Below are 25,581 nucleotides of genomic sequence, written 5' to 3'. Positions count from 1 at the left end.
GAACAGCGGACTCTTAATCCGCTGGTTGGTTGCTTGTGTTGTGTCTCCATGGCTGCATGGTCTGCTGCCGGCCCCGCCTGCGCAATCTGCGATTTCGGAACCCAGGCTTCTGGATTTCCGAAGGCTTGGCTACCATCGCCCCATGCTCTTCGACCTCACCGACCTGCGCCTGTTCGTGGCCACGGCCGAGCTCGGCAACCTCACGCGGGCGGCCGAGCGCCAGCACCTGTCGCTGGCCGCGGCCAGCGCGCGCATCAAGGCGCTCGAGACCCAGGCCGGCCTGCAGCTGCTGCAGCGCGAGGCCCGCGGCGTGCGACTGCTGCCGCCGGGCGAAGCCTTTTTGCACCATGCCCGGCTGGTGCTGCACCAGGCCGACCAGCTGCGTGCCGATCTGCTCGAGTACGGCGGCGGGCTGCGCGGCCACCTGCGCGTGTTCGCCAACACCACGGCGGTGACCGATTTCCTGCCAGAGATCCTGCCCGGCTTCCTGGCCGCCAACCCGCGCATCAACGTCGACCTTCAGGAAAAACCGAATGCTCAGATCCCGCGCGGCGTGCGCGACGGACGCGCCGACATCGGCATCGTCGCCGGCCAGATGGACACGCTGGGCCTGGACACCATCCACTTCAGCACCGACCGGCTGGTGCTCGTCACCTCGCGCCAGCACCGCTTTGCGCGGCGCCGCCGCATCTCGTTCGCCGAGACGCTCGACGAAGACGCCATCGGCATGCAGCAAGGCAGCACGCTGCAGGCCTTCCTGGGGCAGATCACCGACAACCTGGGCAAGCGCCAGAAGCTGCGCATCCAGCTCGGCAGCTTCGACGCCATGTGCCGGATGATCGGCAGCGGCGTGGGCATCGGCGTGGTGCCGGAGTCGGCCGCGCGGCGCAACCAGGAGAGCATGCAGCTCGCGCTGGTCGAACTCAGCGACCCGTGGTGCGTGCGCGAGCGCTACCTGCTCGTGCGCGATCGCGCCGCCCTGCCCGTGTACGCGCAGGCGCTGGTCGAGACGCTGTGCCGACACTATTCCGACGCGCAGGCCGAACCGCCTGACGGCCCGATTTCCGGCCAAAAACAGGCACTTGCAGGTGGCTTGTGAGAAACCCGATGTCTTCCCCATTTTCTGTGCACAACTTTGGGGGTAAGTCAGGGGTCGCGTTGTAAAGCCATCGCAAGCTGTTGTTTTATAAGGGGAATAGTTAGTCTGCTTAAAAATTTTGCAGTGCACAACTCTGGCGGCCAGGAGGTCCCAAAATGGCTGCAAAACAAGAAAGTCAAGCGAAAAAACAGGGGGTTGCCTGTGCTAGGCCGCCCTTTGAAACCAACGACTTGCCGCCGGTTGTGCAGAAGTCCGCTTCAATCCCCACTTTCTGTGGGCAACTTTGGGGGTAACTGGGGTGGAGCTTTGTAAAACGAATGCAAGTTGTTGTTTTACAAAGGGATTCGACACATTGCTCAATTTTTGAGCGGTGAACAAATGGAACCGCCGCTCGGGCGCCTGCCGCTTGATTGAATCCAAAGGTTCTCAGTGCGCCCAAATCGACCGGCGCGGGCGCGAAAGACGGCCGCTACAGTCGCCCTGACATGCTCGAAGCCCTCAGCTCCCCCTGGTCCTGCCTCGGCGCCATCGCCGGGCTGCTGATCGCGTTGCTGGTGCATTGGCTGGCTCCCGTCGACATCGACACCGTGCACGTCGGCGCGTGGCTGGTGGGCATCGGCTGGCTCGCAGGGCTGGCCTGGGACCTCGTGGATTCGGACCGGTCGAAGTAATCGGCAAGCGAGACCCGCGCACAGCGGACACAAAAAAGGGAGAGGAGGCAGCAGCCCGTGTCGAGCCCCTGCCTCCCCTCCCTGTACCGGTTCACCCGGTGATCAGTCTCAGCGCTCGATCGTCAGCGCCACGCCCATGCCGCCGCCGATGCACAGCGAGGCGATGCCCTTCTTGGCGTTCTGGCGCTGCATTTCGTGCAGCAGCGTCACCAGGATGCGGCAGCCCGACGCGCCGATGGGGTGGCCGATGGCGATGGCGCCGCCGTTCACGTTCACCTTGTTCACGTCCCAGCCCATTTCGCGGTTCACGGCGCAGGCTTGCGCAGCGAAGGCTTCGTTGATCTCCAGCAGGTCGAGGTCGGCGGCCTTCCAGCCGGCGCGCTGCAGCGCCTTGGTCGACGCGGGCACGGGGCCCATGCCCATGATGGTCGGGTCGAGGCCGGCGGTGGCGTAGCTGGCGATGCGGCCCAGCGGCTTCAGGCCCAGGGCGGCGGCCTTCTTGGCCGTCATGACCATCACGGCGGCGGCGCCATCGTTCAGGCCCGAGGCATTGCCCGCGGTCACGCCGCCGGCCTTGTCGAAGGCGGGGCGCAGGCCGGCCAGCACTTCAGCGCTGGTCTTGCGGTTGATGAACTCGTCCTGGTTGAAGACGATCGGGTCGCCCTTCTTCTGCGGAATGCTCACACCGACGATTTCGTCCTTGAACTTGCCGGCGTCCTGCGCGGCGGCGGCCTTGGTCTGGCTGGCCAGGGCCAGCTCGTCCTGCGAGGCGCGGTCGATGTTGTACTGCTTGGCCACGTTCTCGGCCGTGATGCCCATGTGGTACTGGTTGTACACGTCCCACAGGCCGTCGACGATCATGGTGTCGACCAGCTTCCAGTCGCCCATGCGCTGGCCGTTGCGCGAGTTGGGCAGCACGTGCGGCGCCATGCTCATGTTTTCCTGGCCGCCGGCAATGACGATTTCGGAGTCGCCGGTGGCCACGGCCTGCGCCGCCAGCATCACGGCCTTCAGGCCCGAGCCGCACACGGCGTTGATGGTGAGCGCCGGCGTTTCCTTGGTGCCGCCGCCCTTGAGCCATGCCTGGCGCGCGGGGTTCTGGCCGGCGCCGGCCGCGAGCACCTGGCCCATGATGGCCTCGCCCACCTGGTCGGCCGTGAGGTTGGCGCGCGCGATCACTTCCTTGATCACGAGGGCGCCCAGCTCGGTGGCGGGAATGCCGGCGAGCGAGCCGCCGAATTTGCCGACCGCCGTGCGCGCAGCCGAAACGATGACGATGTCTTCCATGAGGTTCTCTCCGTTGAGGTGATTTGAAATCGGTTGCTGTTGTGCGGGAGCTGGCGCCCGTTCAGGCCTTGGCCTTCACGTAGCGTCCCGGCGCCGGTTCGATGGCCTTGTAGGCCTTGCCGTTGCCGTAGCCCTTGGGCGCGGGGATCTGCTTGCCCGCGTGGCCCTTGAGCCATTGTGCCCAGTCGGTCCACCAGCTGCCCGGCTGCTCCTGCGCGCCGGCCAGCCATTCGGGCTGGGTCTTGGGAAACTTGCCGTCCTCGCGCAGCCAGTGGCTGCGCTTGTTCTTGGCGGGCGGGTTGATCACGCCGGCGATGTGGCCCGAGGCGCCCATCACGAAGCGCTTCTTGCCCGTGAGCAACTGCGTGGACGCGTAGGCGCCGCCAATGGGCACGATGTGGTCTTCGCGCGAGCCGTAGAGGTAGGCCGGAATGTCGATCTTGCCGAGGTCGACCTTCTCACCGCACACGGTGAGCGCGCCGGGCTTGGCCAGCTTGTTCTCGTGGTACGTGTTGCGCAGGTACCAGGCGTAGAACGGGCCCGGCAGGTTGGTCGCGTCGCTGTTCCAGTACAGCAGGTCGAAGGCCGGCGGGGTCTCACCCTTGAGGTAGTTGCCGACCACGTAGTTCCACACCAGGTCGTTCGGGCGCAGGAAGCTGAAGGTCGAGGCGAGGTCGCCGCCGGGCAGCAGGCCGCCCTTGCCCAGCTGCATTTCGCGGTACGCCACCATGGGCTCGTCCACGAAGATGTCGAGGATGCCGGTGTCGCTGAAATCGAGAAAGGTGGTCAGCAGCGTGACCGATGCGGCCGGCTTCTCGCCGCGCGCCGCGAGCACGGCCAGCGCGGTGCTCAGGATGGTGCCGCCCACGCAGAAGCCCAGCGTGTTGATCTGCTTGCTGCCGCTGATCTCCTGCACGGTATGGATGGCCTTGATGGCGGCGTTCTCGATGTAGTCGTCCCAGGTGGCCTGGGCCATCGACTCGTCGGGGTTGCGCCAGCTCACCACGAACACGCGGTGGCCTTGCGTGTTCGCATAACGAATGAGCGAGTTGTCGGGCTGCAGGTCGAGGATGTAGAACTTGTTGATGCACGGCGGCACCAGCAGGAACGGCCGCTCGTACACCTTGGCGGTGAGCGGCTTGTATTCGAGCAGCTGGAAATATTCGTTCTCGAACACCACGGCGCCTTCGGTGGTGGCGACGTTGCGCCCCACTTCAAAGGCGCTTTCGTCGGTCATGCTCACATGGCCCTGCTTCATGTCGTGCAGCAGGTTCTGGATGCCCTTGGCGATGCTCTCGCCCTGCGTGTCGATGGCTTTCTTCTGCGCCTCGGCGTTGAAGGCGAGCGAGTTGCTGGGCGATGCCGCCGCCATCCATTGCTCGACCGCGAAGCGCAGGCGCGCCTTGGTCTTGTCGTCGGCATCGATGGCCTCGGCCATGCGCATCATGGTGCGCCCGTTGAGCAGGTACACGGCGGCCGAGAAAGCCGCCATCGGGTTGCTGCCCCAGGCTTCGGCGGCAAAGCGCTTGTCGCCCTCGGGGCGGGCACCGAAGCCGCGGCGCCAGAGGTCGGTGGCGTCGCTCAGGTACTGCTGCTGGATCGACTGGAGCTGCTCGGGATCGATGGAGAACTTGGGCAGTTCGGGCATGCCGGCCGCACCCGGGAACTGTGGCATCTGAGGCAATTGCCATAGCGGCGTGCCGCCGATGTCGAAAGCGGCGGTGCCTCCTGGGCCCCCAGCTTTCTGGAAAGCCTCCATGGCCTGGGTCCAGCCCTGCGTGAGGGCTTTTTGAAGGGGCGCGAACGCATCGGCCCCCGTGTCTTCTTGCTTCATCATGTCTCCTGGCCGTGGCCTGGGTCGATACGAACGGATGGCTTGCGTGTTTTGAGTATGCTGCATTCGCAAGGCACTCACAACGCCGCGCTTTCACTAATCCATTGAAACGAAACGTCTCTGCCTGTGTTCATCCATTTGATCGTGATCGGCTGGCTCTATGTGGCCGTGATGATGGCGGTGGCCGAGGCCACCAACACCACGGGCACGGTGCTGGGCGCCCTCGTCACCTTCCTTCTGTACGGCCTGGCGCCGGTGGCGCTGGTGATCTACCTGATGGCCACGCCGGCGCGCCGGCGGGCGATCAAGGAACGCGAAGCACAGGCCCAGGCTCAGGCCCAGGAAGCCGCGCGCCGCGCCGCCGCGGAAGCTGCAGGTTCAGACCTTCCAGACCAGCGCAGCGAAACGCCCGCTGACGCCGTCGCGCCGGTGCGAAAAGAACCGTGACGGCTGCGCGACGGTGCACCACGCATCGCCGCTGTCGTTGCCATGGAGCGACTCGACACCCGCCGCACGCAGCCGCTGCCGCGCGAGCGCAGGCAGGTCGGCCAGCCACTTGCCATCGGCCGCAGCGGGCGTGAAGCACGACGCCGCTTCGGGCGACTGCGCCTCGAAGGCGGCCTTGACCTCGGCCCCGACCTCGAAGGCCTTCGGGCCGATGCAGGGGCCGAGCCAGGCCATGAGGCGCGGTGCGCCATCGTCGTCTTGTGCGAAGGCGCGCACGGTCTGTTCGAGCACACCGCCGGCCAGCCCGCGCCAGCCCGCATGCGCAGCGGCCACGCGACGGCCGCGTGCGTCGGTGAAGAGCACGGGCAGGCAGTCGGCCACCATGACCGTGCAGGCGCGCGCGGTGGTCGTGGCGGTGCAGGCATCGGCGACGGTGCCGTCTTGCACCGCATCGTCGAGCGACACCAGCCCCGTGCCATGCACCTGCTGCAGGAACACCGGCTGCGTGCCGATTGCCTGCTGCAGCCGGCGGCGGTTTTCGGCGACGTGCGCGGCATCGTCGGCCACGTGATCGCCAAGGTTCAAGCTGTCATAGCGCCCGGCCGACACCCCGCCGTCGCGCGTGGTGCACAGCGCGCGCACGTTCGATGGCGCTGGCCACTCGGGCACCAGCCATTGCGGATTCATCGCGACGTGCCTGCTCAGGGCTCGGCGTCGGGCGACTGCGAAGGCTGCGCGCGCTGGAAGGCGTCGAGCTTCATGCAGGCGTCGAAGGCGGCCATGGTGCGCGGCAGGCCGCTGAAGTCGCAGTCGAAACGGCGGCCGTTGAAGATCTGCGGCACGAGACAGCAGTCGGCGATGGTCGGCGTGTCGCCCCAGCAGTAGGTGCCGCCCGGGTGCTGCGCGAGCTGGCGCTCGAAGGACAGCAGGCCTTCGCGCACCCAGTGGCGGTACCAGGTGTTCTTGGCTTCGTCGTCGACCTTCAGTTCCTTCACGAGGTACTTGAGCACGCGCAGGTTGTTCAGCGGATGGATCTCGCAGGCAATCGACTGCGCCAGCGCACGCACGTGCGCACGGCCCACCGGGTCGGTCGGCAGCAGCGCCGGCTCGGGATGCACTTCGTCGAGGTATTCGATGATGGCCATCGACTGCGAGAAGCGCTCGCCTTCGTCTTCGAGCAGCGGCACGAGCATGTCGGCCGAGATCGCCGAGAACGGACCGGTGCGGTGGTCGCCGCGCGCGATGTGCACGGGCACGTAGTCGTAATCGAGGCCCTTCAGCTGAAGCGCGATGCGCACGCGGAACGAGGCGGAGGAGCGAAAGTAGTTATGCAGCTTCATGATTTCTCGAGGATAGCGCCCTTGAACTTCACCTTCAGGAGCGGGGTGTGGCCGGGAGCACGCAGCGGAAATCGTGCAGCCGGGCGTCGGGGTTTTCTTGTTGCCACGTGTCGAGCAGCTCGCGCGCCGCGGCTTCTTCGCGCGAGGCGATGCCCAGGCGCCACGGCCCGAGCGTGCCGGGCGCCTCGTCGGCGCCGTGGTTGTGCCGGCCCTCGCCGAAGGGGCGGCCTTCGGAGCAGGCGCGGCAGAGCATCTCCATGCTGTCGGTCCAGTTCTCGGCGAAGCCATCGGCGGCCTTGAAGCGCTGCACCAGCGCCTCGATGTCTTCCGAGCTCACGCCTTCCACCGAGACCTCGTAGGTCGCGTGCGCCGACGGCGCAATCAGCTCGAGCGCATCGAACACCGGCACCTCGCGTTCGCCGCGCAGCCGGTAGCCGTTGGGCGCGCCGTCGTGCAGCACCAGGTCGCCGTAGCGGTGGCCGCAGGCGGGCGTGGGCACGTTGCGCAGGATGGCGCGCGCCGGGTCGATGCGGTCGGCCCACACCACCTCGGTGCCCTCGTCGCCGTGCACGCGGATCGGTGTCAGGCCGACGAAATAGTCGACCGGTCCTTCGCCTTCAGGAATGCCGATGCCGTACTGCCGCCATGCGCGCCGCGCCGTGGGCCAGTCGCCCAGCGCGGTGGCCGCGATGCCGAGGTTCCAGAGCGCGCCTTCGTGGCGCGGCTCGCACTGCACGGCGCGCTCGTTGGCCTGCAGCGAGGCGGCCCATTCGCCGCGGTACTTGTGGATGAGCCCGGCGTTGTACCAGGGCGCCGACCAGTACGGATGGATGGCGCTGGCCTGCGCGTAGGCGGCCAGGGCGCCTTCGGCGTCGCCGGCATCGTCGCGTTCGCGACCGAGTTCGTTGAAGGCGGTGGCCTTGCCGGCTTTGCCGAGTCGGATGGGCATGGTGAAGCGAGGTGGAACGGGAAGGAAAAGGGTCGGGGAAACGCGCAGAAGCGCCTATTGTGGGCCGCCGCAAAATCCCGGGTCCGGCGTGCCGGCAAGGGCGTGCCGCCTCTGGCACACTGCCGGTCTCCCCTCCCGTTTCGCTGAAAAAGGACACCTTTCCATGGCTTCCGAGTTTGTTTTTGCCCCGCCCGCCACCGTTTCGGTGCCGGTCGTCGGTCAGCCCGCCCGCTTTCCGGTGCACCGCATCTACTGCGTGGGCCGCAACTACGAAGATCACGCCAAGGAAATGGGTTTCACCGGCCGCGAGCCGCCCTTCTTCTTCATGAAGCCGGCCGACGCGCTGGTGACGGTCGATGCCGGCCAGACCGGCACCATGGCCTACCCCACGCTCACGAAGAACCTGCACCACGAGATCGAGCTCGTGGTGGCCATCGGCACGGGCGGCAAGAACATCTTGGCCGCCGACGCGCACAAGCACATCTACGGCTACGCCGTCGGCCTGGACATGACGCGCCGCGACCTGCAGAACGACATGAAGAAGCAGGGCCGCCCCTGGGACATCGGCAAGAGCTTCGAGCAGAGCGCGCCCATCGGCCCGATCGTTCCGGTGGCGCAGGCCGGCAACGCCGAGCAGGCCGAAATCTCGCTGCAGGTGAACGGCGAAGACCGCCAGCGCAGCACCGTGAGCAAGCTGATCTGGAACGTGGCCGAAACCATCGAGCACCTGTCGGCCGCCTGGGAGCTGCAACCCGGCGACCTGATCTTCACGGGCACGCCCGAGGGCGTCGCGGCCGTGGTGGCCGGCGACACGCTGGTGGGCCAGGTGGCCGGCCTGCCCGCGCTGACCGTGAAGATCGCCTGACGCCCGCGCGGTCCCGCTTCATGCTCCTTCGCGTCCCCATCAAGCATTGCAAGAACTGCGGCACGGCGGTGGTCTACCGCGTGCCGGACGACGGCGACACCAAGCAGCGCGCGGTGTGCCCGGCCTGCCACACGATCCACTACGAGAACCCGCTGAACGTGGTCGGCACCATCCCCGTGCTGGGCGACAAGGTGCTGCTGTGCAAGCGCAACATCGAGCCGCGCTGGGGCAAGTGGACGCTGCCCGCGGGCTTCATGGAGCTCGAGGAAACCACCGCCGAAGGCGCGGCCCGCGAGACCAACGAAGAGGCCGGCGCCAACTTCGAGATGCAGGGCCTGTTCGCCATGATCAGCGTCGTGCGCGTGGGCCAGGTGCACCTGTTCTACCGCGCCCGCCTGCTCGACGACCGCTTCGACCCCGGCCACGAAACCATCGAGGCGCGCCTGTTCACCGAGGAAGAAATTCCCTGGGACGAGATCGCCTTTCGCACCGTGCGCCAGGCGCTCGAACACTTCTTCGAAGACCGCAAGCGGGGCAGCTTCGACCGCGTGCACGAACTCAGCATCGTTTGACGAATTTCTCCATGATCAAGACCCTCCGCGCCACCCTCCTCTGCGGCGCCAGCCTCGGCTTTGCACTCGCGGCCTCGGCGGCCAAGGCGGAGACGGTGGGCGAGGTCGACACGGCCTTCAAGCTCATCGGCCCCGACCACAAGATCGTGATCGAGGCCTACGACGACCCCAAGGTCAGCGGCGTGACCTGCTATGTCTCGCGCGCCAAGACCGGCGGCATCGCCGGTGCCTTCGGCGTGGCCGAGGACAAGGCCGAAGCCTCCATTGCCTGCCGCCAGGTCGGCCCGGTGAGCATCACGCAGCCGCTGCCCAAGCGCGAAGAGGTCTACACCGAACGCCTGTCGGTGCTCTTCAAGCGCCTGCGCGTGGTGCGCATGGTCGATCCCAAGCGCAACACGCTGGTCTACCTGACCTACTCCGACCTGCTGATCGACGGCTCGCCCAAGAACAGCATCACGGCCGTGCCGGTCGATCGCGGCACGCCGATTCCGCTCAAGTAACAGGCCGCTGAAGGGCTGCTGAAGGGCACGGCGCGCGAGTTTGCTAGCATCGTCCAGCCGGTCTGCGCAGCGGATTCGGCCGTCGACGGAACCCTCCGCAACGAATCCGTTCCAACAGCGTCATGCACCTTCAGACTTTTGTTTTACGTACCGCCGCCACGCTCCTCGTGGCTGGTGGCATTGCCGCCTGCACCACGCCCGGACCCGGGCCGCAGCAGCCTGTTCCGGGGCCCAGTGCCACGCCGCAGCCGCCGCGCCAGGCACTCTTCATCCGCCCCGCCGCCGGCACCACCGTGGGCCGCTTCGACGGCGTGCGCAACAAGGGCCTGGACATCGCGGGCAACCTGGGCGACCCCATCGTGGCCTCGGCCGACGGCCGCGTGGTGTACGTAGGGGGCGAACTTCGCTCCTACGGCAACATGGTCATCGTGAAGCACAACGAGACCTTCCTCACGGCCTACGCGCACGCCAGGACCATCCTCGTGAAGGAAGGCACCGTGGTGCGCCAGGGCCAGAAGATCGCCGAAATGGGCAACAGCGAATCCGACCGCGTGAAGCTGCACTTCGAGATCCGCAAGAACGGCACCGCCGTCGATCCCGAGCCGTACCTCAACGGCCGTTTGCAGCAGTAAACGTAAAAGCCGTTACAGCAGGCTTTCGGGCACCAGCGGCGCCAGCAGCTCCAGCCGCCAGCGGGCCCAGAAATGGGTTTCGGGCTCGGTGTGCAGGATGGTGTCCGCCCCGTCGCCCGACGCCGGGCTCACCCACTCGATGCCGCCGCGCGGCCCCAGCTGCAGCTGGTAGGCGCCGTCCAGCCGCATGAAGCCGATCAGGCTCGTGAGCTGCTGCGCGATCTGCGGGCTGAAGATGAAGATGCCGATCTCGGTGTTGTGCAGCGCCGAGCGCGGGTCGAAGTTCATCGAGCCGACGAACACCACCTGCTGGTCGATCACGGCCGACTTGCCGTGCAGCCGCCCACTGGCCGAACCGTAGATGCCGAAGCGCTTCGTCTGCTCCACGCGCTTGGGGCTCAGCTCGTACAGCTCCACGCCCAGGCGCAGCATCTGCGCGCGGTAGCGCCGGTAGCCGATGTGCACCAGCGACTCGTCGGTGGCCGCCAGCGAGTTGGTGACGATGGTGTAGCCCACGCCGTTGCCGCGCACGATCTGCATCGTCTCCATGCCACCCCGCCCGGGAATCAGATAAGGCGTGGTCAGCAGCACGCCGTGCTGCGCGCCGCGCAGGTAGCGCTGCACGTTGTAGAGCACGCTGTCGGTCGCCTGGTCGGCCGGCAGGCCGCGCCCTTCTTCGGTGGGCGCCAGCGCCTTGGCGGGCGCGTCGGCATAGGCCTCGGCGCGCGCCCAGCTCAGCGAGAGCTTGCCGGCATTGAGGTCCTTGGCCAGCGGGTTGTTGCCCAGCAGGTCGGTCGATTCGGGCTCTTCGGGATGCAGCGTCTCGGGCCCCGTGGTGAGCCGGTCGAAACGCTCGCGCAGCGCCTGCGCCGACTCGCCGCCGCGCGGCACCAGCGACTCGATGGGGTACACGTACGGGCTGTTCCAGTACATGTCGAACAGCGACGACAGCCGGGGCACCACGGCGCCGGCCACCAACGTGTCGATGTCGATGAAGTTCGAGCCGCCGTCGCGCAAAAAATATTCGTTGGCGATGTTGCGCCCGCCCATGACCGCCATCGTGTTGTCGACCACGAACAGCTTGTTGTGCATGCGGCGGTGCACGCGGTCGAAGTCCAGGATCGACCACGCCCAGCGGGTGCCGAAGCGCGAACGCCCGGCCGGGAACGGGTTGAACAGGCGCACCTCGACGTTCGGGTGCGAGGCAAAGCTGGTGAACAGCGGGTCGGCGCCCGCCGTGTACAGGTCGTCCACCAAAAGCCGCACGCGCACGCCGCGGTCGGCCGCGTCGCGCAGCGTGCGCAGCAGGTAACGACCGGTCTCGTCGTTCTGCACGAGGTAGTACTGCACGTCGATGGAGCGCTGCGCGCGGCGCGCCAGCTCGATGCGCGCGTGCAGCGAGAACTGCGGCATCGGCAGCAGGCGAAAGCCGCTGAGCGGCTCGCCCGGCGGCGCGGCGGCGCGCACGAGCTGGCCCAGCGCGGTGTCCGCGCCATCGGTGATGGCGCTCGAGGGCTTGCGCACCACCTCGGTCGGCAGGCCGGCGCAACCGGCGAGCACGAGCATCGCCAGGCTGCACAGCAGCCAGGCGAACCACCGGGCGCGCGGCACGTCAGCCCGGAGGGACGGGTTCTGCATGAACGACAGGAAATGGGGAGAGCAAGGGCACGGGAGCGAAGGTGAAAAAACGCCGCTGCCGCACGGCGCGATGCATGACCGCGCCGACGGGTGGCGGTTTCTACCATGCGCCGCGCCGGCGCGCAGCCGATGCCTGGGTCAGTGCGCGCGTTCGGGCGTCCACTGGCGCACGAAGTGTCCCGCGCGCACGTTCGCACGCGCCACGGCCGAGTCCCACGACAGCTGCTGCGTGATGACCAGGGCGCAGCGCGTGATGCCGTCCAGGCTCAGCGCCGCGATACCGGCATAGGTGCCCTTCGGCGTGCGCGTGAGTTCGAACCATCCCGTCCAGCCGCCTGGCAGGTGGAGATCGAGTCGAACCATGCCCATGATGAATTCATCATAGGTCTTTTGTTTTCAATTCAAAAACATTCGGCCACAAAAGCATGGCCTCAGACATGCAGGCCCGACCAGCGCCCCACCGGCAAACGCTGCAGCGCCTGGCGCAGCGTGGAATCCACCCGCCGCAGCGACAGCCCGTGCCGCACCGCGACCTCGTGCCGCGTCAACTCGTGCACGCGCAAGGCCACGAAGATGTCCTGATGGCGGTGCGGCAAGCCCTGCATCGCGCGTTCGACCGCCTTCAGGTCGGAGCGCGCCTCCGCGATGAGTTCGGGCCCCGGCGCGTGGTCGGCCACCTCGGCCAGCGTGTCGTCCGCCTCGCCCGCGTACTGCCAGGGCCGCTCGGCGCGCAGGCGGTCCATCGCGGCATTGCAGGCCACGCGGAAGATGTAGGCCACCGGGTTCTCCAAGGTGTCCGTGAAGGCGGCCTCGGCCAGGCGCAGCCAGGCATCGTGCAGGCTTTCGGTGGCGGCGTCGGCGCAGCCCAGGTGCATCGACAGCCGCCGGTGCAGCTGCGCGTAGTGCGCCACCAGCAGCTGCTGGACATCCGTCGGCGCAGGGGCGACCCCCGCGGCATCGCCGCGGGGCAGCAGGCAGGCGTGCGACATGGCGTGTCGCCGCTCAACGGCCGCGCGGCAGGCCGCGCCGTTCGGACTCGTTCAGACGGGCGAGTTGCGCGTCGGTGAGCGCACCGTGCCCGACCATCTGCACGAACCCCGACGGGTCGTAGCTCGCCTGCTCCGCCGGCTTGCGGCGCATTTCCGGCGCTTCGGGCGCGCCGGACGCGGGCTCGTTGCCGAAGCCCAGCACGCGCACCGAGAACACCGACGGCAGGCTCTGGCGCGCCGCCGCGCGTTCGCGCTGCATCACGTCCTGCGCCGCCGCCGTGGCCTGCGACGCCGCGGCGCTGGCGTTGGCCAGCGCGCCGACGTTCACCGACGTCACCACCGGCAGCCCCGTGCTCTTGCCCTGCACCGCCACGTTGGCGGCGTTCACGACCTGCAGCGCCGCCAGGTTCACGTTGCCCGACACGCGGATGCCGGCCTCGCCCGCGTCGATGGTGCCCAGCGGCGCGATCAGGTCGATGTCGCCGGCCGGCACTTCGGGAATCGGGTTCAGCGTGGCAATGCCCGCGCCCGTGCTCGGCACGTCCGACGACAGCACCACGTTGCCCCAGCGGTCGTACACGCGCTTGGGCGGCGTGTAGACCACGGTGGTTTTCGAGCCGCGGCCCGCGTTGATGTCGCCCTCGGCCGACCAGCCCAGCACGCTGCCGCCGAAGGTGGTCATGATCCGGCTCTGGCCCAGCAGGATGCTGCCCAATGCGTAGAGCGAGATGTCGCCCGCGCCCTGCGTGATGACGCCCGGAATCAGCGTGCCCACGGCCTGGGGCGCCGTGCCCTCGATGCCGAACACCTGGCGCCCGCCCGGCGTGAGCATCGCGATGTCGCCGCCGAACAGCGTGTTGACGCCGGCCGAACCGAACAGCGTGATGTCGCCCCTGTAGCTGGTACCCGGAAACAGCGACGCGATGGCGTTGCGTCCGCGCAGGTAGCTGCCGTAGCGCACACCGGCCTCGTCGTTGTATTCGCGGCCGCCCGCCTTCAGCTCAGCGAAGTACACGCCGCGCAGGTAGCTGCGCTGCTGCTCGGACGGCAGTGCGTTGAAGAAGACGAGCGCCTCCTGTGCACCGCCGTTGCCGCTGTAGCCCTGCGAGGCCTGGAGCCAGTTCACCAGGTACAACTGGCTCGCCTGGCGGTAGTCGTTGGCGAGCGCGCGGCGCGGCGTGCCGGTGTCCGCGTCGAGGCTGGCCTGGCGTTGCGCCATCCACGCCGCCGCGCCGTTCTCGTCGCCGCTGTAGCCATGCTCGGCGCGCAGCCAGTCGCCCAGCGTGAGCGTGCCGTTGTAGTTCTTCACCACCTTGCCGGCCTGGTCGGCCAGCGGCTGGCCGCTTTGCATGAGGTTGGCCGGGTCCAGGTAGCGCTGCGCGAAGCCCCTGTAGTCGGGCCCGCTTGAGCCCACGCCGGCCAGCATCGCAATGCCCGCCCCGGGCCGGCTGTCGCCCGGCACCACCGCGCCGAGGCTGCTGACCGAGGCCTTGTTCTCCATGCGGATGTCGCGGCCCGCCGTGATCTCCAGCGTGCCGGGGCCGGCCACGTTGAAGGTGCTGAACAGGATGTCGCGGCCTGCCGAGACCACCGAGATGTCGCCCGGCTTCTGGTGCGCGAACAGGTTGCCGCTGCTCTCGAAGTAGGTCTGCGCCAGGCCGCTCGAGGGCTCGGTCTGCCCGACGGGCGTGCCGCTCGCGACGATGTCGCGCCCGGCCCGCATCCACACCGGCTGCGCGCCTTCGTACCAGGTCTGGCCGGCACGCGTCGCGTCGTCAGGCCCGAAGCGCAGGATGCGCCCGCTGCTCACGCCGACCAGGTCGCCATGCACGGCGTAGAAGCGCGCCGGCTGCGTGCCCACCGCTTCACCCGACACCGTGTCGGGGCCGAAGGCGAACAGCGGGCGCATGCCGCCGCCGTCCAGGTTGTTGCCACCCGACAGGTTGCCGAGCACCGTGCCGTCGCCGATCGTGCCCTGGAAGGCCGGGCGCCACGGCGTCGCCAGCGCCGAGGCGGCCGCGCCCGATGGGCTCACGGTGTTGCCGCCCGCATAGATCGAGTCGCTGGCCAGGAACTCGAGCGCGCCACGGGCTGACGGCGCCAGCACCAGCGGCGTGCCCGTGCCGGTGTTCTGGAAGGTCGCCGCATCGCCGTAGAACAAGCTGCCGCTGGCGGCCACCGCGCTCAGGATCGAGGGGACCACGAAGGCCGAGTCGGTGACGGGCAGGCCCCAGCCGCCCGCCACCGGCACCAGGTTGCCGCCCGTGCTGAAAAGGCCGATGGCGGTGTGCGGCGTCCACAGGGTGAACCAGCTCTGGCCTTGTCCCGCCAGGCCATTGGCGCTGAACGGCGTGGCATTGGCGAGGTCCACGCGCGTCGGGTCGATCACGCCCTTGACCACCAGGTCGCCCCGCGTGGCGAGCGTGTAGTTCGCATCGCCCGGCGCCAGCACGATGCCGCCTTGCGCCATGCCGCGGGTCGCGGTGTACAGGTCGTAGGCGCGGGTTTCGCGGGGCGACTGCGACCGGGCGTACAGGCCGTAGACCAGGGGCAGGCTGCCCAGGGTGCCGGCCTGCAGCTGCACGTCGCCCCGGAGGTTGACGATGAGGCCGTTGAGCCCGGCGTCCACGTCGCCGCCGGCGCCTTGGACGAAGGGGGTGTCCAACGGATTGAAGGCGCCGCCCACGCGCACCTGCACGTCGCCGCCACCCGTGAGGCTCAGGCGGCCGTCGGCCGCCACGCGGCCGGTGCCGCCCACCGCCAGCACGAGGCCCTGGCTGCGCCGGCTGTCGGTGGACGAATCGATCCTGGCGCCGCGCCGCGCCAGCAGGCCTGCGTTGCCGCCCACGTCCACGCGCAGGTCACCGCCGCCCAGCGTGCCGAAGCCGGTGAAGCCGAGCAAGGTGTCGGCCGCTCCGTTCGCGCCGACATAGGAGCCGAAGTTGATCCACCACGCCGCGGGCTGGTCCTGCCCGCCACCGAGGCTCTCGCCCGTGCCCTGGCGCCACAGCCAGTTGCCGATGGCGCCGCTGCTGAAGCCCTTGTCGGCGGGATTCGGTCGCCTCGAGCCCGTGCCCCCGGCGATCAGCGTCATGTCGCCGGTCAGGTCGCCGCCAGCCTGGAGCGTCAGGTTGCCCCCGGAGGCCGGGTACCAGGCGCGTGCCAGGTTCTGCGCGCCGCCGTCGACGAACTTCTCGTAGCCGCCGTTCGCGTCGTTGAGCACCGTGCCGTTGGCGCCTACCGCGCGCGACAGGTTGTAGGGGTCGCCGGCATGCGTGGCCTGCGACGAGGCGCCGGCGGTGTACACGCCGAACAGCGAATCCATGCGCAGGTTGCCAGCGGCCAGCAGGTCGAGATCGGCCGCGCCGGTGCGCACCACGCTGAAGCGTGTGCTGCCGGGGACCATCGCGTATTCAGGCTTGCTGTTGGACACGCAATAGTCCGGCACGTCCTTGCAGAAGGACTCCACGTCGCCCACGATGGCCGGATCGACAGGGTCGCCTACCTTGACGGTGATCCCGCTCCAGGACAGTTCCTCGACCGCTTGCGCAGACCAACCGAATCCGCCTTTCGGTGGCAACAGCTTGCCGAACATGCCGTAGTGGCTGTCCGCCAGCCGCAGGTCGCCCTGGCCCGCCGCCGGATGCACCTGCACGATGCGGTTGTCCGCCGCGTTCAGGTCCGCCCCCGCCACCAGCCGCAGCGACCACGACTGCGAGCCTTCGGGCAGCATCGCCGCCGCGGCCCACAGCCTGCCGGCGCCGTCCGGGCGCAGCTTCACCGAGGTCACGTCGGCGGGCAGCTTGATGTTGGTGGCGGCCGGCAGCAGCGCGCCCAGCGGCAGCGTGAGGGCGCCGTTCAGCACGAACTTCTTGCCGTTGCCCGGCAGCGGCACGCCCTTGGGCCACACCACGCCCGACAGCGTGGCCGCCGACGGCAGGCGCATGCCGGCCCCCAGGCGTGTGCCCACCGGCAGCGTCACGTCGGCGCCGCTGACGATGCTGCCCGCCGCGAACAGCAGCGCGCCCGACGCGTTGCGCACGTCGGCACTCAGCACCGTGCCCACCTTCAGTTCGAGCGCCTTGGCCAGCACGCCGGCCACCGGCATCACTTGCCCGGCCGCGAAGAGCGTCGACTTGATCGGCAGGTCGTAGTTGAGCGTGCCGGCACCGCCCTCGAAGGTCGTGCCGTCGGCGAGCACCACGCCGCCGCGCGGCAGCACGGTGTCGCCGCGCAGCAGGTTCACGCCGGGCAACAGCAGCCAGCCGCCGTCGTCCTGCGTGGCGGGCGGCGGCGCGAAGCCGTCGTTGATGCTGCCGAAGATGTCGAGGTTGCCGCCCGCGCGAATCGCCAACGCGCCGACCTCGCCCGAACCGTACACGCCGGTCTTTGGCGTGTGCGGATTGGCGCTCGCATAGCGGTAGCCCGACAGGTCGATGTCGCCCAGCACCACCAGGCCGCCGTCGGCTGTCTTGCTGACGATTTCCACACCGGGGCGCAGGTGAAAGGCGTCGGCATAGCGCGCGTTGTTCAGGCCGGCGAGCTTGCCGTTCATCAGCGCGCCGTTGGCCAGCGCATGGTCGATGAAGGCCGTGCTCTGCAGGTGCTTGGCGTCGAGGTACGCCTGGTCGATGACCTGGTAGGGCCGGCCGGTGGCCGCGGCGTCGGTGCCGAAGCGCGCATCGTCGTAGCGCCACATGCCGTTCACGGCAATGGAGCGCGCGCCGTCGATGGCGATGTTGCCGCTGGCGTCGATGCGGAGGTCGCCGACGGTCTCGCCGGTGCGGCCCGCGTTGAGTTCCAGCGTGCCGCGCGCCTTGCCATCGTTCTGGCCCGGCTCGCCGCCCACCTTGGCGTCGGTGCCGTGGCGCAGGTCGATGCGCGAACCCGAGGCCAGCGTGAGCTGCCCGTCGTTCGACGTGAGGTCGACCATTGCGCGGTTCGGCGAATCGATGATCTGGCCGTGGCTGTCCACGCGCAGCGTGCGGCCGTGCGCGTCGAGCACCGCGCTGCCGGCCAGCGTGAGGTGGTGCTTTGCCGCGAGGCTGATGCGCCCCACGCGCTCGCCGCTCGCATCGATGGTGCCCGTGACGGTGAGGCTGCCGTTGTCGAGCGACACGTTCACCTCGCCGGCCTTCAGGCCGTCGCCGATGGCAAGGTCGCCCTGGCGCAGCTGGAAGCTGCGCGCGCCGAACACGCCGCCGTCGTTCAGCCGCTGGTTGAGCGCCGCAAACTCGGCGTCGCCGAGTTGCCGCGCGCGCACTTCCACGCTGCCCGCCAGGAACGGCACGCGCGTGCCGCCCGCGTCGTAGTGGCCGCCGCTCGCGCCGAGGATGCGGCCCTGCAGGTCGACGGTGCCTCCCGCGCCGCCGGGATCGTCGAGCGCCATCGCCTTCAGCGTGCCCGCGCGGTTGTTCTGCGCCGACATGTCGATCACCGAGCCCGCCGCCTGCCGCAGGTTGCCGTGCAGGCTTTCGAGCACCACGTCGCCGCCGGCGCTGTACTTGCTCACGTCGTTGAACGCCACCGTGCGGCCCGACAGGTCGAGCACCGCGCGATCGGTCAGCGTGAGGTCGCGTTCGGCGCTCACGGTGAGCTTGCCGCTGGGCAGCGCCACGGCGGTGTCGAGCGTCACGTCGCGTCCGCGCAGGCTCAGTTCGGCGCCCAGCGCCGCATCGCCGGTGGCCGCCGCCGGCGCGCCCGCGGGTGCGGCCACGCGCAACGCGCCGCCCGCCGTGATGCGGTTCACCGAGCCCGCCTCGCCCGTCAGCAGGGGCGAGAAGATGTTCAGGTTGCCGCCGCTGTAGGCGTAGCCCTTGCCGGCTTCGTACGCACCCTGCGACTGGTAGACCGAGAGGCTGCCCTTGTGGTTGGCGCTCACGCGCTCGCTGGCCTTCAGGTTCACATCGGCAAAGCCCAGCACCAGGCGCGCCGTGTCATCCAGGCCGCTCGGCTGGCTGTTGGGACCGTAGCCGAACTCGATGTGCTCGGCCTCGATGTTCAGCGTGCCGCTGCCGGTGCCCGCGCCATCGCGCACCACGGCCGAAGGCGCCGTGGTCGCGCCCTGCCACACCAGGCGTCCGGTGCGAATGGTCGCCACGTCGCCCGCGTCGCCCTGGCCGTAGATGGCGGGCGTGGCCAGCACCAGCTGCGCCATCGTCGCCTTGCCGGTGGCGGGGTCGATGGTGTCCAGCGCCGCGGTGCCGAAGAAGTTGACGCCGCCGCTGGCGCTCAGCTCCAGGGTCTCGAGCGCGGGCGCGCCGTACTGCCGGTCGCCGCGCAGCAGGCGGTCGAGCAGGGCCTGGCTCATGGCCAAGCCCGGCGGCAGCGTGTTGCTTTGCGCGGCGGCAGCCAGCGCGGCGCTGTCGCCCACGTTGATGCCGCGCACTGCCAGCGTGAGGTGGCGCGTGCCGTAGCGCACCGCCTCGTTCATCTCGAAGCGGTCGGGCGTCACCATGGCGATGGTGCCTTCGGAGTACAGCTCGGTCTGCCCGCTGCACGACGCGCTGGCACACACGCCGATCTGCAGGCTGCGGTTGTCCGACGCGGCCTGGGTCTGCGGCACCGGCAGCGTGCTCACCCGGCCGTTGGAAACCATCAGCATCTGGTCGTTCGCGGCATAGACGAAGCCGTCGTCGGCGTCATACGCGGCCTTGCCGCGGCCGAGCGTGTGGATGCGCGCGCCCTGCTCGGCCACCACGCTGAGCGGCGAGCCCTCGGTCACCCCCACCGCGACCAGGAACACCTCGGGCGCGGACAGCACCGCCCCCTGGCGCAGCACCACGCTTTGCCCGCCGTCGCCGGTCTGGATGACGTTGCCGCCCTGCCCGTAGTCGGCGCCCTGCAAACCGCCGATGACGAGGCGCGACGCGCCCATGCCACTGAGCGCGCCGGCGTCGAGCGTGACACCCTGGAAGCCCGCCGTCGCCGGCGTGCCGGCCGCGACGATTTCGAGACCGCGCTGCGCCTCGCTGGCCGTGGCCACCACGGAACCGCCCCGGCCGCCCGCGTCCACCCGGAAGCGCGCCGTGCCGTCGAAGCGGAAGGCGTCGGCGCCCGCACCGGGTGCGAGATTCAGGTGCAGGTTGCGCGCGTCCGCCGGCAGCATGGCGCGCGGCACGCCCACGCGCAGCGCGTCGGCGCGCACGAAGTCGGCGTAGCCCATCTCGTTGTATTGCGAGTAGCTGCGCAGCACGTCGCCCGAGGTCACGATGGCCTGGCGGAACAGCGTGTCGCCGATGCCGGTGCGGCCCACGCCCAGCTGCGCGGCCGTGAGCCACGAGCCGTTGCGCATCGCCAGCGTGCCGATGGGCGCACCCAGGCCGCCCGCGCCGTTCAGCTCCACGCGGAAGGCGCCCTGCTGCAGCGCGTAGGTCGAAGGCATCAGCGTGTAGGTACCCGCGGGCAGGCCCGGCACGCCGGCGCCGATGGTGATGTGCTGGCCGACCAGCGGATCGACCGCGCCCTTCTCCGCGCCCGTGGGCGCCACCGCCGGCTGCACGCCGGGCACGATGGCGTACACCGGGTTGGTCGCGAGCCCCGGCAGCGTGAAGCCACCGTGCGTGCCGACCTGCATCAGCGGGCTGAAGCGCGCGTCGGTCGAGCCGCCGCGTCCGCTCACGAAGCCCGCGCCCGTGAGGTTGCCGCCGCCCGACAGGTCGAGCGTGGCGCCTTCCTCGCCGAGCACGCTGGCCCCTTTGAACGTGAGGCCGATCGTCTGGTTGCGCTTGTAGACGTCGCCCGCGCCCACGCCGGTGAGCTTCACCTGCTTGCCGTCGTACAGGTAGTTGATGCCGTCGACCGTACCGCCATAGGGCATGTTCAGCCCCGCGCCACTCACCGACGTGAGGCTGCCGGGAAGCAGCCTGACCTGCGTGGTGCGCTCGTCGCCGAGCGTCAGTTGCCCGAGCGGCACCCGCACCACGCCGCCTTGTTCAATGACGTCGGCGCGCAGCGACAGGTTGCCGAACGCCGAGTACGGCACCTCCGGAATGGCGTCCGTGCCCTCGATGCGCAGCACCGTGTCGGGCCGGTAGGTGCCGTCCGGCGCCACGCCCGCGGACACGAGCGCCACCACGCCCGTGGCCGGGTAGATCTGCGCAGCGCGCAGGGTCAGGCTGCCGGGCACGACGAGGCTGGTGGAAATGCCGACGTCGGACGTGCCTTGCAGCAAGCGCAGGTCGCCGGTGCTGGACAGCGTGACGTGGCCGAAGGCGGCCAGGTCGACCACGGGCGATTCGCTCGCGCCGTCGCGCATCGCGACCTGGCCGCTGACGCCAAAGCCCATGCCGTCGCGGATGTCGATCAGGTCGCCCGCCACATCGAGGCGGGCGCCGGAGGGCACGCGCACCACGCCGCCTCTGGCGACCGGCGAGGACTGGACTTCACGCGTGAACGACGGCATTGCGCCGGCCAGCCGCACCTGCGCGGCCGCCAGCGACACGTGCGCGTCGTCGGGCGCGTCGGTGCCGAGCGCGAGGCCGCCGGCGTAGATCTGCAGGCTCTGCCGCATGCGCAGATCGACGCCGTCTTCGAACGCGAGCGTGGAGCCGGAGAACAGCGAGAGGTTGTCGAAGCCGCCGCGGCGGACCGTGTCGGTGCCGATCCGGCCCTGGCCGTAGGCAAGGGCGCCGTCGTCGACGCCGGCCTGCAGGGTGTCGGGCGCGAGCGGTGCGCCTTGTTCCACGCCCAGCACCAGCACGCGGTGCCGGCGCACGCGGTCTTCCGCCTGCTGCAGCGGGTCCAGGTGCTGGCGCAGGCCCGGCGTGTCGAGCACCACGGCCAGCGTGCCGCCGGCCGCGCGTGCACCTCCCGCGACTGCGCGCAGCGTGCCGTCGAGGTGCAGCCCGTTGTACGACGCGAGCGAGATGCTGCCGCCGTTGCTTGCCACGTCGGTGGCGCCCAGGCCGTTCACATCGAGCACCGCATGCGTGCCCGAGGCATCGAGCAGCGCGCCCGGCCGCACGACGATGAAGTTCTGCGACGCGGTGGTCTTGCTCGACGCCGCATCGATCTCGCCGCCGACCACGATGCTGCCGCCGTCGCGCACCAGGCCGTAGCGCTTGCCGTTGGCATCGGTGGCGGTGGCCGCATGCGCCGATGCGTCGAGCACCGCCTGCCCGCCGATCCAGATCGAGCGGGCATGGGCGTGTGCGTTGGCAATGTCGGCCTCGAGATCGGCGATGTCCACCGTCTTCAGCACGATGCGCCCGCCGTTCGCGCGCAGCGTGCCGTCCACCGTGAGCTGGCCGGCGCTGCGCACCTCGATGGCCTGGCCCGGGTCGACGTGGAGCGCCGCGCCCTTGCCCACCACGGCCTGCACCGTCGGCAGTTCCCGGGCCAGCGTGTTCGGCGTGCCGGCCTGCAGCGACAGGCTCGCGCCCTTGCGCTGCGTGAGCACCGCCCGGGCGGCGTCTTCCTGGTAAAGCGGCGGCGTCCACACCTCCAACGCTTGGGCCGGCGAGCTGCCGGTGGTGATGTCCTGCGCGTTCGCGCCGAAGCGGTACACCGGCATCGTCACATCGACCTGCGCCCCGTCGGCCACGGCGAGGCCGTGGTTGCCGACGAGCGCATAGCGGCTGAAGCCCTTGTCGAAGAAGCCGGCGTCGAGCATCAGCGTGTCGGCCTGCGCCATGCCCGGGGGGTCGCCGATGGCGACGCGCATCGTCTGCACGGTCAGCGTGCCGCCGCCGTCCACGCCGTGGCCGCGCAGCACCGCGCCGTCGAGCGCGACATGGCCGCTGCCGGCGTTGAAGCCGTCCGCCTCGAGCGTGACGCTGCCGCCCTTGCCGCCCTGCGGCTTGGCCTTGGCCAACAGCGCTGCGCCGGACGACACGTCGATGACGCTGCCGGTGCCCAGCACCACGTCGCCGGTGCTGCGCACGGAGACGCTGCCGCCATTGCGGTACGCCACGCCGCCTGCGTCTGCGGGGTTCGTCAGCAGGTTGGTCCACAGGCCGCGGGTGTCGAGCGTCGCGCCGCCCGCGAGCACCACCGAGGTCGTGCCGCCGGCGGGCGCGGTGAGCGTGCTCGTGTCCTTCAGGTAGTTGAGGCTGACCTGTTCGAGCACGTTGCCCAGCTGGATGCTGCCGCCGCGCGCCACGAGGTCGGCGTTGACCTTCACGCCCGGGCTGTACAGCGTGATATTTCCGCCGTCGCCCGCCTGCAGTGCCGTGTCAACCGCGATGCTGTCGGTGGCCGCGAGGCGCACCGCGCCCAGGCGAAAACCGCTGAGCTGCGCTGCGTCGAGCACCAGCGTGTCACGGCGTTCGGCCGGCAACGCCGTCGCGAGGTCGAGCCCCGCGGCCATGCCGTCGGCGGTGTCGCCGAGCACCACGTGCTTGATGCCGGCGCTGTCGAGCCGCCGGTGGAGCGCACCAGCCGCCTTGTCGTAGTAGGCGTCGTAGCGGCCCACGACGAACTGCCCGCGCTGCGCCACCGCGCCGGTCGACTGCTGGTAGCCGTCGAGCCCCGCCTGGCGCGCCTGCGTCTGCCAGTCGCCCTGGAAGGTCTCGCCGACGATCTCGCCTTCGAGCACCGCGGCCTGCGTGCCGACGACGAGCAGGCCGGCATCGCGGCCCACGGTGTAGCCGCTTTCGAGCCGCGTCTGCGGGCCGATCAGCGGGTTGTAGAAGAAGCCGGTGGTGTTCTTGCCCCAGCGCGCGTGTTCGTCCTCGAAGCCCTTGTAGACGCCCGTGTAGCGCAGGTCGCCCGGTGCCTTCGACACCTCGTACAGCCGCCCGTCCGCGCCCTTGAGCCAGCTCTGGTGGAGCTTGCCCGTGAGCACGTCGAGCGTGCCACCCGAGATGTTGATGCTCGCGCCGCGCTGCGTGACCAGCTCGCCGCCGCTGAAGCCCACCACGCCGCCCTGCGCCATCCACTCGCCCACGCCGTGCGCCTGCGTACCGAGGTAGCCGCCCACCTCGAGCAGGCCGCCGCCGGTGTACCAGCGCTCGCCCTGGTAGCCGCCGGTGCCGCCGGGCACGAAGACCAGCGAGCGCCGGTCGATCCACAGGTCGCTGTTGTTGAGGTTCCTGCTGTCGCGGTTGAGCGGCGCATCGCGCTGCTCGTTGCCCTGCACGTTGATCTTGATGTTGTTGGATTCCATCGCGATCTTCACGCCCACCGCACCCGACACGTCGATGCGCGCGCGTTCGCGCACGAGGCTGCGCTGCTTGGCATCGACCACCATCTGGCCGCCCGTGGCCAGCGTGAGCGAGTCGGCCTGGAATTCGACCGTGCCGCCGCTGGCGATGTCGACGCGCGACAGGTCGCGGCGGTCGTTGCCCGCCAGCATGATGTTGCCGCCGCCCAGCTGGACCGCCGGCGCCATGAGCCCGGTGCGCTGGCTGTCGAGCGCCGTCGCGCCGCTGGTGTCGAGCACGATGGCCGTGGTGCTGCCTTCGCCGAGCGTGACCTGGCCCGTCGCACCGATCGCGTTCAGGTGCACCGTGCCCCGCGTGTTGACCGAGGTGCTGGAAAGAACGACGCCGCCCTGCACCACCTCGCGCCCCGCCAGCGTGACGTCGCCGGTCGGCGCCTGGATCAGCCCGGTGTTGCGCACCGTGCCCGCCGGGCTGTTCGTGGCCAGCGTCACCGCGACTTCGTTGCCGCGCGTGGTCGAGCCAAGGTTGCCGTCGGTGCCCACGCCCTTGCGGATCGTGAAGCTGTCGCCCGTCGCCAGCATCGCCTGCCCGCCGGGCGTGGCGATCTCGCCGGCGTTGTGCACTTCGCTGCCCAGCAGCAGCACATAGCCGCCGCCCTGCGTGGCCGAGCCCGGCGCGGGCGTGGAAAGCCGCGCGCCGGCCTGCACCTCGACACGGCCTTGCGCGTTCCTGAAGTTGGGCGTGTTGCCGTTGGCGTACACGCCGTGGGCCTGGAACTGCGCGTCGTCGATCTGCGCCGCCGCGGCCACTAGGTTGCGCGTGTCGACCTGGCTGCTGCCGCTGAACACGATGCCGTTGCGGTTGGCGACCATCACCGTGCCGTCGGCCTTGATCCGCCCCTGGATCTGCGAAGGCCGCGCCTGCGGGTCGTTCACCTTGTTCAGCACCGCCCAGTCTTTCTGCTGCGCGAAGGCCACGGTGGTGTTCTTGCCGACGTTGAAGGTCTCCCAGTTCAGGATGGCCTTGTCGGCCGTCTGCTCGACGGTGACGACCGTGCGGCCGTCGACCTGCTTCTGCGAATCACCGGTCAGCGCGCGCGCATTCGACCAGCCGGCGGTCAGCGAATTCGTGTCGACCTTCAGGCCGCCGTCGGCCAGGCCGTCGGGCACCGAAGGGTCGTTCTGCGCGGCGCGCCGCGCGGCCTCCTGTGCGGCCTGCTGCGCCGCGATGCCGCGCGCCGCCAGGTTCAGGTTGCCGATTGATTTCTGAAGCTGCTCATTGGCGCGCTGCTGCTGCGCCAGCGGACTCGTGAGGTACGCCGCCGGCGAGCCGTTGGGCATCAGCCCGGTGGCCGTGGCGTTGACCTGCGCCGCGCCCTTGGCGTTGAACCACGTCGGGCTGAAGGCGCGCTGCGCGTGGGCCGGCGCAGTCGCTGCACCCGCGGCCAGTGCCAGCGCCATGGCCTGTGCCAGCGGCGAAATCCGGAAGCTCCTCGCTTGCACGGCAGCGCCCTGGCGGCGGCTGCGGTGTCCCTCGTGTGTGTTCATCTGACGACCCGTAAAGAATGAAATGCACAGGCACGGAATCCGTGCCCCTTACGGGACAGACCGGGGAACGCAAACAAAACCGCTAACTTTCTGAAGCAATCCTGAG

Annotated in this window: 16 protein-coding genes; 7 read left to right on the top strand and 9 right to left on the bottom strand. The window is 69.6% G+C overall.

Annotated features, from left to right (window positions below; translation table 11 throughout):
- Positions 1 to 142: 142 nt before the first annotated feature.
- Both GFK26_RS20310 and GFK26_RS20305 read left to right on the top strand, forming a co-directional pair.
- On the top strand, positions 143 to 1,099 hold the full coding sequence (locus tag GFK26_RS20310) for a LysR substrate-binding domain-containing protein (RefSeq protein WP_153283564.1): 957 nt from the start codon (positions 143 to 145) through the stop codon (positions 1,097 to 1,099).
- A gap of 485 nt (positions 1,100 to 1,584) precedes the next feature.
- Positions 1,585 to 1,770 (top strand): hypothetical protein, encoded by a 186-nt coding sequence (locus tag GFK26_RS20305; protein WP_153283563.1) that lies wholly within the window; start codon positions 1,585 to 1,587, stop codon positions 1,768 to 1,770.
- Positions 1,771 to 1,878: 108 nt separating this feature from the next.
- Here GFK26_RS20305 and GFK26_RS20300 read toward each other — a convergent pair whose 3' ends face one another.
- Both GFK26_RS20300 and phaC read right to left on the bottom strand, forming a co-directional pair.
- Positions 1,879 to 3,057, bottom strand: coding sequence for an acetyl-CoA C-acetyltransferase (locus tag GFK26_RS20300; RefSeq protein WP_153283562.1), 1,179 nt, complete (start codon positions 3,055 to 3,057; stop codon positions 1,879 to 1,881).
- A 61-nt stretch (positions 3,058 to 3,118) separates the two neighbouring features.
- Positions 3,119 to 4,891: a class I poly(R)-hydroxyalkanoic acid synthase gene (phaC, locus tag GFK26_RS20295; RefSeq protein WP_153283561.1), complete on the bottom strand. Its 1,773-nt coding sequence runs from the start codon at positions 4,889 to 4,891 to the stop codon at positions 3,119 to 3,121.
- Between the two features lie 126 nt (positions 4,892 to 5,017).
- Between phaC and GFK26_RS20290 the strand changes: the two genes are divergently transcribed.
- Positions 5,018 to 5,338, top strand: coding sequence for a hypothetical protein (locus tag GFK26_RS20290; protein ID WP_153283560.1), 321 nt, complete (start codon positions 5,018 to 5,020; stop codon positions 5,336 to 5,338).
- Here GFK26_RS20290 and pgeF read toward each other — a convergent pair.
- The 3 genes from pgeF to GFK26_RS20275 are packed head-to-tail and all read right to left on the bottom strand — an operon-like array spanning position 5,270 to position 7,627.
- Positions 5,270 to 6,025 carry a peptidoglycan editing factor PgeF gene (pgeF, locus tag GFK26_RS20285; protein ID WP_153283559.1) on the bottom strand — a complete coding sequence of 252 codons (756 nt, stop codon included), beginning with the start codon at positions 6,023 to 6,025 and terminating at the stop codon, positions 5,270 to 5,272. The two genes, GFK26_RS20290 and pgeF, sit on opposite strands and share 69 nt — an antisense overlap.
- A gap of 14 nt (positions 6,026 to 6,039) precedes the next feature.
- Entirely contained in the window at positions 6,040 to 6,678 is a 639-nt protein-coding gene (maiA, locus tag GFK26_RS20280; protein WP_153283558.1) for a maleylacetoacetate isomerase, read from the bottom strand.
- Positions 6,679 to 6,712: 34 nt separating this feature from the next.
- Entirely contained in the window at positions 6,713 to 7,627 is a 915-nt protein-coding gene (locus GFK26_RS20275; protein WP_153283557.1) for a tetratricopeptide repeat protein, read from the bottom strand.
- Positions 7,628 to 7,790: 163 nt separating this feature from the next.
- On the opposite strand from GFK26_RS20275, the gene GFK26_RS20270 reads away from it, so the two are divergent.
- From GFK26_RS20270 to GFK26_RS20255, 4 genes are all read left to right on the top strand, one after another.
- A complete protein-coding gene (locus GFK26_RS20270) occupies positions 7,791 to 8,492 on the top strand; it encodes a fumarylacetoacetate hydrolase family protein (protein ID WP_153283556.1) in 702 nt (233 codons plus the stop codon).
- A 20-nt stretch (positions 8,493 to 8,512) separates the two neighbouring features.
- Positions 8,513 to 9,064: an NUDIX hydrolase gene (locus GFK26_RS20265; RefSeq protein WP_153283555.1), complete on the top strand. Its 552-nt coding sequence runs from the start codon at positions 8,513 to 8,515 to the stop codon at positions 9,062 to 9,064.
- An 11-nt stretch (positions 9,065 to 9,075) separates the two neighbouring features.
- Positions 9,076 to 9,564, top strand: coding sequence for a CreA family protein (locus GFK26_RS20260; protein ID WP_101490309.1), 489 nt, complete (start codon positions 9,076 to 9,078; stop codon positions 9,562 to 9,564).
- Positions 9,565 to 9,686: 122 nt separating this feature from the next.
- Complete coding sequence (locus tag GFK26_RS20255; RefSeq protein WP_153283554.1) at positions 9,687 to 10,196, top strand: murein hydrolase activator EnvC family protein; 510 nt, start codon at positions 9,687 to 9,689, stop codon at positions 10,194 to 10,196.
- 12 nt (positions 10,197 to 10,208) lie between these two features.
- Here GFK26_RS20255 and GFK26_RS20250 read toward each other — a convergent pair whose 3' ends face one another.
- The 4 genes from GFK26_RS20250 to GFK26_RS20235 all read right to left on the bottom strand — a co-directional run bounded on the left by GFK26_RS20250 (position 10,209) and on the right by GFK26_RS20235 (position 25,475).
- Entirely contained in the window at positions 10,209 to 11,834 is a 1,626-nt protein-coding gene (locus tag GFK26_RS20250; protein ID WP_153283553.1) for a phospholipase D family protein, read from the bottom strand.
- A 138-nt stretch (positions 11,835 to 11,972) separates the two neighbouring features.
- The gene (locus tag GFK26_RS20245; RefSeq protein WP_153283552.1) at positions 11,973 to 12,203 is read right to left on the bottom strand and encodes a hypothetical protein; all 231 of its coding nucleotides are present in this window, start codon (positions 12,201 to 12,203) and stop codon (positions 11,973 to 11,975) included.
- Positions 12,204 to 12,265: 62 nt separating this feature from the next.
- Positions 12,266 to 12,823, bottom strand: coding sequence for a sigma-70 family RNA polymerase sigma factor (locus tag GFK26_RS20240; RefSeq protein WP_153283551.1), 558 nt, complete (start codon positions 12,821 to 12,823; stop codon positions 12,266 to 12,268).
- A gap of 13 nt (positions 12,824 to 12,836) precedes the next feature.
- Complete coding sequence (locus tag GFK26_RS20235) at positions 12,837 to 25,475, bottom strand: filamentous haemagglutinin family protein (protein WP_194273918.1); 12,639 nt, start codon at positions 25,473 to 25,475, stop codon at positions 12,837 to 12,839.
- Positions 25,476 to 25,581 lie beyond the last annotated feature (106 nt).

It is taken from the genome of Variovorax paradoxus (assembly GCF_009498455.1).
Taxonomy (GTDB): domain Bacteria; phylum Pseudomonadota; class Gammaproteobacteria; order Burkholderiales; family Burkholderiaceae_C; genus Variovorax; species Variovorax paradoxus_H.
The sequence above is the reverse complement of the archived record's forward strand: the minus strand, read 5'-3'. Positions and strand labels throughout refer to the sequence as shown.

What these genes read in the sequence shown, in the direction of transcription:
- GFK26_RS20300 (WP_153283562.1), bottom strand. Translation starts at nt 3,057, where the DNA reads ATGGAAGACATCGTCATCGTTTCGGCTGCGCGCACGGCGGTCGGCAAA.
- GFK26_RS20305 (WP_153283563.1), top strand. Translation starts at nt 1,585, where the DNA reads ATGCTCGAAGCCCTCAGCTCCCCCTGGTCCTGCCTCGGCGCCATCGCC.
- GFK26_RS20240 (WP_153283551.1), bottom strand. Translation starts at nt 12,823, where the DNA reads ATGTCGCACGCCTGCCTGCTGCCCCGCGGCGATGCCGCGGGGGTCGCC.
- phaC (WP_153283561.1), bottom strand. Translation starts at nt 4,891, where the DNA reads ATGAAGCAAGAAGACACGGGGGCCGATGCGTTCGCGCCCCTTCAAAAA.
- pgeF (WP_153283559.1), bottom strand. Translation starts at nt 6,025, where the DNA reads ATGAATCCGCAATGGCTGGTGCCCGAGTGGCCAGCGCCATCGAACGTG.
- GFK26_RS20265 (WP_153283555.1), top strand. Translation starts at nt 8,513, where the DNA reads ATGCTCCTTCGCGTCCCCATCAAGCATTGCAAGAACTGCGGCACGGCG.
- GFK26_RS20310 (WP_153283564.1), top strand. Translation starts at nt 143, where the DNA reads ATGCTCTTCGACCTCACCGACCTGCGCCTGTTCGTGGCCACGGCCGAG.
- GFK26_RS20270 (WP_153283556.1), top strand. Translation starts at nt 7,791, where the DNA reads ATGGCTTCCGAGTTTGTTTTTGCCCCGCCCGCCACCGTTTCGGTGCCG.
- maiA (WP_153283558.1), bottom strand. Translation starts at nt 6,678, where the DNA reads ATGAAGCTGCATAACTACTTTCGCTCCTCCGCCTCGTTCCGCGTGCGC.
- GFK26_RS20260 (WP_101490309.1), top strand. Translation starts at nt 9,076, where the DNA reads ATGATCAAGACCCTCCGCGCCACCCTCCTCTGCGGCGCCAGCCTCGGC.
- GFK26_RS20275 (WP_153283557.1), bottom strand. Translation starts at nt 7,627, where the DNA reads ATGCCCATCCGACTCGGCAAAGCCGGCAAGGCCACCGCCTTCAACGAA.
- GFK26_RS20255 (WP_153283554.1), top strand. Translation starts at nt 9,687, where the DNA reads ATGCACCTTCAGACTTTTGTTTTACGTACCGCCGCCACGCTCCTCGTG.
- GFK26_RS20235 (WP_194273918.1), bottom strand. Translation starts at nt 25,475, where the DNA reads ATGAACACACACGAGGGACACCGCAGCCGCCGCCAGGGCGCTGCCGTG.
- GFK26_RS20245 (WP_153283552.1), bottom strand. Translation starts at nt 12,203, where the DNA reads ATGGGCATGGTTCGACTCGATCTCCACCTGCCAGGCGGCTGGACGGGA.
- GFK26_RS20250 (WP_153283553.1), bottom strand. Translation starts at nt 11,834, where the DNA reads ATGCAGAACCCGTCCCTCCGGGCTGACGTGCCGCGCGCCCGGTGGTTC.